General features: G+C 39.9%; 13 protein-coding genes, 1 tRNA gene and 1 pseudogene. 14 read left to right on the top strand and 1 reads right to left on the bottom strand.

The window, feature by feature from the left end:
* The 7 genes and pseudogenes from AC11ZT_RS03565 to AC11ZT_RS03535 all read left to right on the top strand — a co-directional run.
* Positions 1-465 (top strand): annotated as a pseudogene (locus AC11ZT_RS03565) (tetratricopeptide repeat protein); the annotation flags it as partial.
* Positions 466-573: 108 nt separating this feature from the next.
* Positions 574-1,524, top strand: a complete 951-nt coding sequence (gene trxB, locus AC11ZT_RS03560) for a thioredoxin-disulfide reductase (RefSeq protein WP_484058288.1) — start codon at positions 574-576, stop codon at positions 1,522-1,524.
* A gap of 194 nt (positions 1,525-1,718) precedes the next feature.
* The gene (locus tag AC11ZT_RS03555) at positions 1,719-2,177 is read left to right on the top strand and encodes an NUDIX hydrolase (protein WP_484058287.1); all 459 of its coding nucleotides are present in this window, start codon (positions 1,719-1,721) and stop codon (positions 2,175-2,177) included.
* Positions 2,178-2,190: 13 nt separating this feature from the next.
* Complete coding sequence (gene rapZ / locus AC11ZT_RS03550) at positions 2,191-3,072, top strand: RNase adapter RapZ (RefSeq protein ID WP_484058286.1); 882 nt, start codon at positions 2,191-2,193, stop codon at positions 3,070-3,072.
* A 2-nt stretch (positions 3,073-3,074) separates the two neighbouring features.
* A complete protein-coding gene (locus AC11ZT_RS03545) occupies positions 3,075-4,028 on the top strand; it encodes a gluconeogenesis factor YvcK family protein (protein ID WP_484058285.1) in 954 nt (317 codons plus the stop codon).
* Between the two features lie 24 nt (positions 4,029-4,052).
* Entirely contained in the window at positions 4,053-5,003 is a 951-nt protein-coding gene (gene whiA, locus AC11ZT_RS03540; RefSeq protein ID WP_484058284.1) for a DNA-binding protein WhiA, read from the top strand.
* 14 nt (positions 5,004-5,017) lie between these two features.
* A complete protein-coding gene (locus tag AC11ZT_RS03535; protein WP_484058283.1) occupies positions 5,018-5,275 on the top strand; it encodes an HPr family phosphocarrier protein in 258 nt (85 codons plus the stop codon).
* A 451-nt stretch (positions 5,276-5,726) separates the two neighbouring features.
* Here the strand turns inward: AC11ZT_RS03535 and clpP are convergent, their stop codons facing one another.
* Entirely contained in the window at positions 5,727-6,308 is a 582-nt protein-coding gene (gene clpP / locus AC11ZT_RS03530) for an ATP-dependent Clp endopeptidase proteolytic subunit ClpP (RefSeq protein ID WP_484058282.1), read from the bottom strand.
* Between the two features lie 229 nt (positions 6,309-6,537).
* On the opposite strand from clpP, the gene AC11ZT_RS03525 reads away from it, so the two are divergent.
* The 7 genes from AC11ZT_RS03525 to AC11ZT_RS03495 all read left to right on the top strand — a co-directional run.
* Positions 6,538-6,613 (top strand) — tRNA-Arg (locus tag AC11ZT_RS03525).
* Positions 6,614-6,807: 194 nt separating this feature from the next.
* Positions 6,808-8,082, top strand: coding sequence for an RNA polymerase factor sigma-54 (gene rpoN, locus AC11ZT_RS03520; protein WP_484058281.1), 1,275 nt, complete (start codon positions 6,808-6,810; stop codon positions 8,080-8,082).
* A gap of 7 nt (positions 8,083-8,089) precedes the next feature.
* Complete coding sequence (locus AC11ZT_RS03515; protein ID WP_484058280.1) at positions 8,090-8,323, top strand: glutaredoxin family protein; 234 nt, start codon at positions 8,090-8,092, stop codon at positions 8,321-8,323.
* 146 nt (positions 8,324-8,469) lie between these two features.
* Positions 8,470-9,495 (top strand): sugar-binding transcriptional regulator, encoded by a 1,026-nt coding sequence (locus tag AC11ZT_RS03510; RefSeq protein ID WP_484058279.1) that lies wholly within the window; start codon positions 8,470-8,472, stop codon positions 9,493-9,495.
* 32 nt (positions 9,496-9,527) lie between these two features.
* Entirely contained in the window at positions 9,528-10,532 is a 1,005-nt protein-coding gene (gap, locus tag AC11ZT_RS03505; RefSeq protein WP_484058278.1) for a type I glyceraldehyde-3-phosphate dehydrogenase, read from the top strand.
* A gap of 192 nt (positions 10,533-10,724) precedes the next feature.
* Positions 10,725-11,909, top strand: a complete 1,185-nt coding sequence (locus AC11ZT_RS03500; protein ID WP_484058277.1) for a phosphoglycerate kinase — start codon at positions 10,725-10,727, stop codon at positions 11,907-11,909.
* A 20-nt stretch (positions 11,910-11,929) separates the two neighbouring features.
* Positions 11,930-12,045: triose-phosphate isomerase (locus AC11ZT_RS03495; RefSeq protein WP_484058289.1), on the top strand; the 116-nt coding region annotated here is incomplete at its 3' end.

Below are 12,045 nucleotides of genomic sequence, written 5' to 3'. Positions count from 1 at the left end.
CTTTCTAGTGCAAAATGCTTGGAAGAAAAAATGCTTGCTCTCTATTTAATGAATGAATTACAAACGAATGAGAATGAACAAGTATTCTTTGAAACGATGCAATCCAAAGAGCAATCTGTTATTTCAGAATGGGCCCGTTACTTCTTTATTGTAAATAGTGAGAAAAGTATACCGCGTGATCTGCGAGTATTTGCGAAATGTGCGCAAATTGCAGATGTATTGTATGAATATACGAAAAAAGATGACATGCTAATTGAAGATTGCCTTCAGTTTTGGTTTCGGACGTTCGCTTCCCTTTATCAAACAAACGTATCATTTTCCAATACGTTCGGATGGTCAGCGGCTATTGAGTACTTGATTCGTAAAAATCAAAAACAAAAGATGACGCAAGCTGAACTGGGGCATATTTATAATGTAAGCATTTCAACGATTCGGAAGTATGTGCAAATTCTAAATCAACAATAGGTTGTCCGCCTCGTGGATCATTAGGCAAATTAGTAGAAAAAAACAAACCCTATCAGTATAATGAAGCTATATTTGAAGAAGAACGCATGGCAAAAAGGAGTGAAGAATATGTCTGAAGAAAAAATTTATGACGTTGTGATAATTGGGGCTGGACCAGCCGGGATGACGGCAGCGATTTATACGTCACGTGCTAATATGAGCACATTAATGCTTGAACGCGGCATTCCAGGTGGTCAAATGGCAAACACGGAAGAAATTGAAAACTACCCTGGTTATGAAAGTATTCTGGGACCAGATTTATCAACAAAGATGTTTGATCATGCTAAGTATTTCGGTGCAGAATATGCGTATGGCGATGTTAAGGAAGTTATAGATGGGAAAGAATACAAAACCATCCTTGCAGGTAAAAAAGAATTTAAAGCCCGTTCTATCATCATTGCAAGCGGTGCGGAATATAAGAAAATTGGTGTACCAGGTGAAAAGGAACTTGGCGGACGAGGTGTTTCGTATTGTGCGGTTTGTGACGGAGCATTCTTTAAAGAAAAAGAACTTGTTGTTATCGGCGGAGGAGACTCTGCAGTAGAAGAAGGGGTGTACTTAACACGTTTTGCGAAGAAGGTTACGATTGTTCATCGTCGCGATAAGCTTCGTGCGCAGAAGATTCTTCAAGATCGTGCGTTCCAAAATGAAAAGATTTCGTTCATTTGGAATCACACGGTAAAACAAATCAATGAAACAGACGGAAAAGTAGGTAGCTTAACGTTAGTTGATGTAAATACAGGAGTAGAACAAGAGTTTAAAGCGGATGGTGCTTTTATCTATGTAGGGATGCTTCCTCTTTCTAAACCATTCGAAGGGCTACAAATTACGAATGAAACAGGCTATATCGTAACAAATGAACGTATGGAAACGAAGGTTGCTGGTATTTTTGCAGCTGGAGACATTCGTGAGAAAACACTTCGTCAAGTTGTAACAGCTACAGGAGATGGCAGTATTGCCGCTCAAGCTGCACAGCACTACGTAGAAGAACTAGTAGAAGAATTAAAAGTCGTGAAATAAACGAATCTACAACTGGACTACTAAAAAACATAAGTGTGCGCACTTATGTTTTTTTTATGTACCATCTTTGTTTCTTTGCTTATTTTTTACAATGCTGCAATAGCAGCTTCGTTGTGACATTCTACTTTTGATAGTATAATAAGAGAAAGAAAATTACGATATGACTTTTTCGTTGTAGCTGAGGTGAAGGGATTTTGCAAAGAATAACGAACTGTGTTTTAGCAAACGGAGATCAGGTTCTCTTATTACAAAAGCCACGTCGTAATTGGTGGGTAGCACCAGGCGGAAAGATGGAAAGCGGAGAAAGCATCCGCGAGGCTGTAGTAAGGGAATACCGAGAGGAAACGGGAATCCATGTAGTGAATCCGTCCCTTAAGGGTGTATTTACATTTGTCATTCAGGAGAATAATCAAACGGTATCCGAATGGATGATGTTTTCCTTCCTTGCTACATCGTATACAGGAACAAACAACCATGAATGCGAAGAAGGAATATTAGAGTGGCATAAAGTAGATGAAATTGCCTCGTTGCCAATGGCAGCTGGAGATTATCACATCATTGATTATGCACTACATGGCAGCGGAATTATATATGGAACGTTTGTCTATACACCGGATTTCGAGTTGATTTCATATCGCCTAGATCCGAGCTAAAGGGGAGAAGACTGTGGAAGAGAAAAACAACATCAAAATGGTCATTATCACTGGAATGTCGGGCGCTGGGAAGACGGTGGCACTGCAAAGCTTTGAAGATTTAGGCTATTTTTGTGTAGATAACCTTCCGCCTGCATTATTGCCTAAGTTCGTCGAGCTTATGTCTGAATCAACAAATAAAATGGACAAAGTAGCACTTGGCATTGATTTACGTGGTCGTGAATTTTTTGATCATTTATGGGGAGCTTTAGATGACCTGACAGAGAGAACATGGGTTATTCCACACATTTTATTCCTAGATGCAAAAGATAGCACACTCGTTACACGTTATAAAGAAACGAGACGTTCACACCCATTAGCTCCGAATGACTTGCCGTTAAAAGGAATCGAACTAGAACGGGACTTGTTGCTTGATATGAAGGCACGAGCTAATATCGTACTGGATACGACCACTTTAAAGCCAAAGGAATTACGTGAAAAAATAATTAATTTATTTTCTACCGCTGATCAAACCGGTTTTCGTGTCAATGTAACCTCATTCGGTTTCAAATATGGTGTACCCATCGATGCGGATTTAGTCTTTGATGTTCGCTTTTTACCGAATCCCTTTTACATTCCACAGATGAAACCTCTTACAGGCTTAGATGAAGAAGTTTCAACGTATGTGATGAAATTTACGGAAACACATAAATTTTTAGAAAAATTAACAGATTTACTTTCATTTATGCTGCCCCACTTTAAAAGAGAGGGGAAAAGCCAGTTAGTTGTTGCAATCGGTTGTACCGGCGGACAACATAGGTCTGTTACGATAGCTGAATATTTAGCAAAGTACTTTGAAAAGGATTACCGTACGCATGTGTCTCATCGTGATGTTGAAAAAAGAAAGGGACATTAAGCATGATTAAAGAGAGAAAACCAAAGATGGTTATTTTTGGAGGGGGAACTGGGTTATCCGTCCTTCTGCGTGGGCTGAAGAAGTATCCCATCGACATTACCGCCATTGTAACAGTAGCGGATGATGGTGGAAGTTCAGGGCGCTTGCGCGATGCATTAGAAATTCCGCCACCTGGGGATGTTCGTAATGTATTGGTTGCCCTCTCAGATGTGGAACCACTCGTTGAGGCGTTGTTCCAACACCGTTTTACAACTGGAGAAGGCCTTAAGGGTCATGCGCTAGGAAATTTACTGCTTGCTGGCATGACATCGATTACAGGTGACTTCTTCCATGCTATTACAGAAATGAGCAAGGTATTAAATGTAAGAGGCCGCGTCCTTCCAGCAGCAAACCAAAGTGTTGTCCTACATGCAGAATATGCCAATGGAAAGGTCGTTTCAGGGGAGTCGAAAATTCCGTACTCCGGTGAAAAAATTAAACGAGTCTTTTTAACACCTGAAAATGTTGAACCACTTTCAGAAACAATTAATGAAATTCAGAAAGCTGATCTTCTTGTCTTTGGTCCCGGTAGCTTGTATACGAGCATTCTTCCTAACCTGCTCGTTAAGAAGATTGGTGAGGCTGTGCTTGCCGCAAAGGCCAAAAAAATATATGTGTGTAATGTGATGACACAAGCAGGGGAAACGATGGGATATGCTGCCTCTGACCATGTTCAGGCTTTGCATGATCATTTAGGAAAACCATTTATTAATACGATTATCTTAAACAATGGTGTGATTCCAGAACATCTGCTTGCGCGATACAAAAAGCAAATGTCAGAGCCTGTCGTATGCGATGAAGATACATTGCGTAGCCTAGGCATTGAAGTGATTCAAGAAAAGCTTGTGAAATACAATGATGATGTGATTCGTCACAATACATCGAAGTTAGCATCTATTTTGTATGCGCTGTTATAATGATTCCTGTGTGGGGGTGAGAATATGTCATTTGCATCAGAGACGAAGAAAGAACTGACGAATATAACCATAAAGGACTGCTGCGTCAGAGCAGAACTGTCAGCTCTTATTCGTATGAACGGCTCACTTTCCTTTTCTAATCGACGTCTTATTCTTGATATTCAAACGGAAAACGCTGCAATTGCCAGACGGATTTATGTTCTTCTAAAAAGAAGTTACGAAGTGACAGTAGAATTGCTCGTTCGAAAGAAAATGCAATTGAAGAAAAACAATGTATATATTGTTAGACTGGTGGAAAAAACCAAAGAAATTTTGGACGATTTGCAGATTATAGAAGGTGATTTTTCACTGGTTCATAATATTTCAAAGAATTTAATTCGTAAAAAGTGTTGCAAACGCTCTTATTTACGAGGAGCATTTTTAGCAGGTGGATCGGTAAATAATCCAGAAACCTCTTCGTATCATTTAGAAATCTTTTCACTCTATGGGGAGCATAATGATAGTATATGTGAACTCATGAACGAATTTGATTTAAATGGAAAAACGTTAGAAAGACGAAAAGGGTATATTACGTATTTAAAGGAAGCTGAAAAAATTACTGAATTTCTAAATATTGTCGGAGCGCATCATGCATTGCTTCGATTTGAAGATATTCGTATTCTTCGCGATATGAGAAATTCTGTTAATCGCCTTGTCAATTGTGAGACGGCTAATTTAAACAAAACAATTGGCGCAGCACTCCGGCAAATCGAAAATATAAAATATATTGAACGGGTCGCAGGACTCGATTCACTTCCTGATAAGTTACGCGAAATTGCAGAACTGCGCATTGCTTATCAGGATGTGACGTTAAAGGAATTAGGGGAGATGATGTCTGGTGGAAATATTAGTAAGTCAGGCATTAATCATCGTTTACGAAAAATAGATGAAATAGCGGAGAAACTGCGAGCTGGGGAACCGGTCGCAAGAAAATAAGGGGGAACATGAAAGTGGTAAACAAACAAGTAACAGTAGTATTAAAGACTGGATTGCAAGCACGACCAGCAGCGTTGTTTGTTCAGGAAGCAAACCGATTTCATTCAGATGTTTATGTGGAGAAGGGGAATAAGAAGATTAATGCGAAGAGCATAATGGGGATTATGAGTCTTGCTGTCGGATCGGGTAGCGTTATTACAGTTAGTGCCGATGGATCTGATGAAGTGGAAGCGTTAGAAGCATTAGTTAAATTTGTGGAAAACGAACATTAATCGAAACAAGCGAATATACTTCATTTAGTGGGCCACTGAAAACGTACAATGTTTCAGTGGCCTCATTCATGAATTCGGAAGGGAAGGATTTAGTAGGATTCGTGCTTGGAAGCTGGGAAAGCAGAGTGGCGGTAATAAAAGCCAATTGTGTCCGCAAGCAAGGAAATAGCAGGGTGAAGGTAACAAAAGAGAACGAATTGTGCCCGCAAATAAGGAAAAAGTAGAGTGAGGGTAATAAAAGAGGACGGATTTTGCCCGCAAAGGATGAAACTGAGAGCAGGCGGTAACGAAAGAGCCAGGATTGTGCCCGGAAATATGAAAAAAGCGAACTGACGGTATCAAACGATTATTTGCAAAGATCAGTTCCCCTCCCATTTAGGACTCTCTCCATAAACATACAAAAGCCCACACCATGTGTGGGCTTTTGTATTGTCTTTTTTGTATACTGTTCTTATTTTTTAGAAACGATTTTGTCGATCAAACCGTATTCCAATGCACGTTCAGCTGTCATAAAGTTATCACGGTCTGTGTCGCGTGAAATAACTTCTAGCGGTTGACCTGTGCGTTCAGCTAGAATGCCGTTCAATTTATCACGTAAGAATAGAATACGTTTAGCAGCAATTTCGATTTCAGTCGCTTGTCCTTGTGCGCCACCAAGCGGTTGGTGAATCATCACTTCACTGTTAGGAAGAGCAAGACGTTTGCCTTTTTCTCCTGCAGCGAGTAGGAATGCACCCATTGAAGCTGCCATGCCGATGCAAATTGTTGAAACAGGAGCTTTAATAAATTGCATCGTATCATAAATAGCCATACCAGCTGTGATAGAACCACCAGGGCTGTTGATGTATAAATGGATGTCCTTTTCAGAATCTTGTGCTTCTAAAAACAAAAGCTGCGCCACGATAGAGTTAGAAACGTTATCGTCAATAGCACTACCAAGCATGATAATACGGTCTTTTAAAAGACGAGAGTAGATGTCATACGCGCGTTCTCCGCGGTTTGTTTGTTCAATAACTGTAGGAATTAAGTTCATTGGTATTCCTCCCTTTTTAGAAAAATCTTTCATCCTTATGATACAATTATGGTCAAAAAAGGTCAAACGAAACTACTTAGGAATTTTACTTTATAAATATGTATGTATTCTTTATTCGCTATGTGGGGCGGTATCCCTTCTTTTCATTCCTCTCCATCTTATCCGAATGAACTAATTTTAAACATTGCATTTTTAGTAAATAGTCTATATACTATCTTTATGACCATTTGCGCTCGTAGCTCAGTTGGATAGAGCGGTGGTTTCCGGTACCACGTCTGTCGGGGGTTCGAATCCCTTCGAGCGCGTACGAAAGCTCAGCCTGTTTACAGGTTGAGCTTTTTCCTTATCTTTAAAGGAATTAGCGAATTTTCAGTTTTTTATGCCATTTTTTAGAAAATTTATTGTACAATATACAGTATAGATATTTTCATATAGCTAGCTCGATTTTTTCTTTGGGCATATTTGCCCGCTACTAGGATGGGGTAAGGGGGAGAAGAAATTGAATGTGGGTCTTTCACTTGAACAATCACTTTCACTTGTGATGACACAGGAATTGCGGCAGTCGATTATGATGCTCCAATATAATGCCCAAGAACTGACTGAATTTTTGCAGGAGCAAATGCTAGAAAACCCATTGATTGAACTAGGTGGCTTTCATAAAGGAACTGTAGACAATCAAATGGACATATATGGTGAAAAACCCGTTACACTTTGGCAGCATTTGCAAAGTCAGTTGCGTGAAATGGTTCTACCTAAGGATATGCAAAGATTGGTTATGTTGCTTATTGATTGTCTAAATGAAAGTGGTTATATAGAAGATACGGAAGAGGAACTGGCTGACATATTACAAGCGTCTCTACCCGATGTAAAGAAATCCATTCTTATTTTACAAACAATGGAACCGGCTGGGGTTGGAGCGCGTTCTCTTCAGGAATGCCTTAGTTTGCAATTAAAGCGTTTACATCAGCGAGATGAGTTAGCAGAGCAGCTTGTTTCCTTTCATTTTGAAGACTTGGCAAGAAGGGATTGGAAACGGTTGCTACAACGGTTGCATATAAATGCGTCTCAGCTGCAAGAAGCGTTAGATATAATTGTGGCGTTGCAGCCAAAGCCAGGTCTTGCGTTTAGCCATGATATATCTCCGTATATTACGCCAGATATAAAGGTTATAAAGCATACAGATACATATGTAGTGGAATTGCAACGAAAATATATCCCGAAGATTCGTATTCATCCGGATTATCGTAATCTTCTTGATAACCATTCTGAGCAAGAGGTAACTACTTATTTATCCGAAAAGTACCATCAGGTTAACTGGATTTTACGTAGCATGGAGCAACGAGATCGGACGCTAGTAGAGGTTATGCAAGCTATTATTCGCAGGCAAGAGGATTTTTTTCGAAAAGGTCCCTTGCATATAAAACCTCTGACACTAAAAGAAATTGCAGATGAATTACAAATTCACGAATCAACAGTTAGTCGTGCTACCCGTCATAAGTACGTAGATACCTCCTATGGGTTATATGAAATGAAATTTTTCTTCAGTCATGCGCTTCAATCTTCAGAACAGGAAGGTGTATCGGCTAAGCGAGTGAAAGAGTTGTTAAAGCGATTAGTGGATGAGGAGAATAAAAATAAACCGTATTCTGATCAAAAGCTTGCTGTACTCCTGGAAGGAAGGTACAGAATTTCGATTTCTAGAAGAACCGTTGCGAAATACCGTGAACAATGCAACGTTCCGTGCGCCACAAAACGTAAACGGATTGGAATGTGATGTATCAATGAAGCTAGTGTTGTATGGGAAGAAGCAATGTGGGTTATGTCAGGATGCAAAATTGGTTTTGGAGCAACTGCGGCATGCATACAAATTTGAGCTAGTGGAGATAGATATATATGAGGATGAAACGCTTCTTGAGAACTTTGGAATGATGATTCCGGTTGTCGAAATCGAAGGAGAAGTGGTGCAATATGGGAGGATTCACAAAGATGTCATAAGTAAGCGCTTAACAAGATAGCTGCCGCTTGAATAACAGAAATGCCCCTGTTATAATATTAATCGTAGCAGGGAAAAAATTTTTAAAGTAAGTGGGACGTAATAAGTCACTATGGGACTTATTGTGACCAACAAGTAAGTGGACGATGGACAGTGAGGAGAAAGCATATGCGTTCATGGATTGATTACACAAAAAAATTATTGCCCGATCTGCTACCTGTTATGCAAACTAGAATGAGAATTTTGCAATACATTCGGCTCTCACAGCCAATTGGCCGCAGAAATTTATCAGCTAGCTTGAACATGACAGAACGAGTTTTACGAAGTGAAGTTCAAGTGTTAAAGACACAAAATTTGATCCATGTCACTCCTTCTGGGATGTCAGTTACAGAGGAAGGCGAATCGCTTGTACTTGCCCTTGATGATTTTATACGCGAAGCATCTGGACTGAATGTATTAGAGGATAAGCTGAAAGAAATGCTAGGTCTAGATGATGTGTTTGTAGTTGCTGGTGACAGTGACGAATCAAATTGGGTGAAACAAGAAATGGGTCGTGCAAGCGTTGCTTGTATAAGGAAGCGTCTAGAAGCACACAATATTGTTGCCGTTACAGGTGGAACGACACTTGCGTCCGTAGCAGAAATGATGGATTTAGACCTCAAGAGTTTGGACACATTGTTTGTACCTGCACGCGGAGGCATAGGCGAAAGCGTGGAAAATGAAGCAAATACAATTTGCGCTAAGATGGCAAAAAACACAAACAGCAAGTATCGACTTTTGTACGTTCCAGACCATGTTGGTAGTGAAGTGTATGCTTCCATTATGACAGAACCATCTGTGAAATCGATTCTAGAACTGATTCATTCTTCAACTATTGTAGTTCATGGCATTGGTGATGCAATTACAATGGCGAAAAGACGTAAAACACCGGAAGTAGACTGGGACAAAATTGTAGAAGGCAAAGCAGTTGGAGAAGCATTTGGATATTATTTCAATGAACAAGGCGAAGTGATTCACAAAGTGTTAACGGTCGGCATGCAACTTGAGGATTTAGAAAATATCCCTCACGTCATAGCAGTAGCTGGCGGTTCTTCAAAAGCAAAGGCAATTCAGGCAGTTATCAGACAAGGACACACCTCATTACTTGTAACAGATGAAGGTGCAGCAAAAGAGTTAATAAGGGGAAACCCTTAATATAATAATGATCTTTCAAGGAGGAATATCAAATGGTTAAAGTTGGTATTAATGGATTTGGACGTATCGGTCGTGTTGTTTTTCGTGCGGCTCTAAATAATAAAGATGTAGAAGTGGTAGCAATCAACGACTTAACAAATGCAGCAACACTAGCACACCTTTTAAAACATGACTCTGTACACGGTGCTCTTAATGCAGAAGTATCTGTTAGCGGTGACAGCATTGTTGTTAACGGTAAAGAAATTAAAGTTATTGCTGAACGTGACCCAGCTCAATTGCCTTGGAGTGATTACGGTGTAGAAGTAGTAGTAGAATCTACTGGTCGCTTCACGAAAAAAGCTGACGCTGAAAAACACTTAGGCGGTACAGTTAAGAAAGTGGTTATCTCTGCTCCAGCAAGTGACGAAGATATTACAATCGTTATGGGCGTTAACCAAGACAAATATGATCCAGCAGCACACAACGTTATTTCTAACGCTTCTTGTACAACAAACTGCTTAGCACCATTTGCTAAAGTATTAAACGAAAAATATGGCATCAAACGCGGTATGATGACTACAATTCACTCATACACAAATGACCAACAAATTCTTGACTTACCACATAAAGATCTTCGCCGTGCACGCGCAGCTGCAATGAGCATGATCCCTACAACAACTGGTGCTGCTAAAGCGGTAGCTCTTGTATTACCAGAACTTAAAGGTAAATTAAACGGTGGTGCAGTTCGCGTTCCAACTCCTAACGTATCACTTGTTGACTTAGTTGCTGAACTTGACAAAACTGTAACAGTTGAAGAAGTAAACGCAGCATTCAAAGAAGCAGCAGCAGGCGAATTAAAAGGATATCTTGGCTACAGCGAAGAACCACTTGTATCAATCGACTACAACGGTTGCACAAACTCTTCTACAATCGATGCTCTTAGCACAATGGTTATGGAAGGCAACATGGTTAAAGTACTTTCTTGGTACGATAACGAAACAGGTTACTCTAACCGCGTAGTTGACCTAGTAGCTTACATCGCTTCTAAAGGTCTTTAATTCATACAAAACTAAATTTGACTTCTTGGGGAAGAGAGGGACTGTTCCCTCTCTTTTTCTTACTTTCTTGAATGTTTTAATGATAATCATGCTTTTCTAAGTAAAACACCTTAGACTTATTCAACTTTATAGAAAATTGTGGTAAGCTGATGAATGGGTTTTGTATGTCCTACTAAAGATGGAGGAAATCCAATGAACAAAAAATCAATTCGTGATGTAGATGTTAAAGGAAAGCGTGTTTTTTGTCGTGTTGACTTCAACGTACCAATGAAAGACGGTCAAGTTACAGATGAAACACGTATTCGTGCTGCACTTCCTACGATTCAATTCTTAGTAGAAAAGGGTGCGAAAGTTATTTTAGCAAGCCATCTTGGTCGTCCAAAAGGTCAAGTAGTGGAAGAAATGCGCTTGACTCCTGTTGCAAAGCGTTTAAGTGAGCTTCTTGGGAAAGAAGTTATTAAAACGGATGCAGCGTATGGCCCTGAAGTACAAGCTGTTGTAAATGGCTTAGCGGAAGGCGATGTTGTTCTTCTTGAAAACGTACGCTTCTATGCAGGTGAAGAAAAGAATGATCTTACTCTTGCCAAAGAATTTGCTGCGTTAGCTGATTTGTATGTAAATGACGCATTTGGTGCAGCTCACCGCGCACATGCTTCTACAGCTGGTATTGCAGAATTTTTACCAGCCGTATCAGGTCTTTTAATGGAAAAAGAACTAGAAGTATTGGGAAAAGCATTGTTAAACCCAGAACGTCCTTTCACAGCTATCATTGGCGGAGCAAAAGTAAAAGACAAAATTGGTGTCATTCGCAACTTGCTTGAAAAAGTAGATAATTTAATTATCGGCGGCGGATTGGCTTATACCTTCGTTAAAGCACAAGGATATGAAATCGGAAAGTCTCTTTGTGAAGAAGATAAATTAGATCTTGCAAAAGAATTTATTCAATTGGCAAAAGAAAAAGGTGTTAACTTCTATATGCCGATTGATGCAGTGGTTGCAGATGAATTTGGCGAAAATCCAAATACAGCTATAGTCGATATCGATGCTATCCCAAGCGATTGGCAAGGACTAGATATCGGACCGAAAACAGAAAAAATTTATGCAGACGTAATCAAGAACAGCAAATTAGTTATCTGGAATGGACCTATGGGTGTATTCGAATTTGATAATTTTGCAAACGGTACAAAAGCAGTAGCGGTAGCATTAGCGGAATCTGCAGATGTATACTCTGTAATCGGCGGTGGCGACTCTGCTGCAGCGGTTGAAAAATTCGGTTTAGCTGACAAAATGAGCCACATCTCTACGGGCGGCGGCGCATCTCTTGAGTTCATGGAAGGTAAAGAGCTTCCAGGCGTTGTTTGTCTAAACGATAAGTAATCATAAGGATGGTGCACATCATGCGTAAACCTATAATCGCTGGTAACTGGAAAATGAACAAAACATTAGCAGAAGCAGTAAGCTTCGCTGAAGAAGTAAAAACTAAAATCCCTGCATCTACTTTAGTGGATTCTGT

It is taken from the genome of Ectobacillus sp. (assembly GCF_056992975.1).
Note: the sequence above shows the minus strand (reverse complement) of the source record. Positions and strands in the feature narration are given on the sequence as shown.

Excerpts from the sequence above, each read along its gene's own strand:
- trxB (WP_484058288.1), top strand. The coding sequence starts at position 574 with ATGTCTGAAGAAAAAATTTATGACGTTGTGATAATTGGGGCTGGACCA.
- AC11ZT_RS03545 (WP_484058285.1), top strand. The coding sequence starts at position 3,075 with ATGATTAAAGAGAGAAAACCAAAGATGGTTATTTTTGGAGGGGGAACT.
- whiA (WP_484058284.1), top strand. The coding sequence starts at position 4,053 with ATGTCATTTGCATCAGAGACGAAGAAAGAACTGACGAATATAACCATA.
- clpP (WP_484058282.1), bottom strand. The coding sequence starts at position 6,308 with ATGAACTTAATTCCTACAGTTATTGAACAAACAAACCGCGGAGAACGC.
- AC11ZT_RS03515 (WP_484058280.1), top strand. The coding sequence starts at position 8,090 with ATGAAGCTAGTGTTGTATGGGAAGAAGCAATGTGGGTTATGTCAGGAT.
- AC11ZT_RS03510 (WP_484058279.1), top strand. The coding sequence starts at position 8,470 with ATGCGTTCATGGATTGATTACACAAAAAAATTATTGCCCGATCTGCTA.
- gap (WP_484058278.1), top strand. The coding sequence starts at position 9,528 with ATGGTTAAAGTTGGTATTAATGGATTTGGACGTATCGGTCGTGTTGTT.
- AC11ZT_RS03500 (WP_484058277.1), top strand. The coding sequence starts at position 10,725 with ATGAACAAAAAATCAATTCGTGATGTAGATGTTAAAGGAAAGCGTGTT.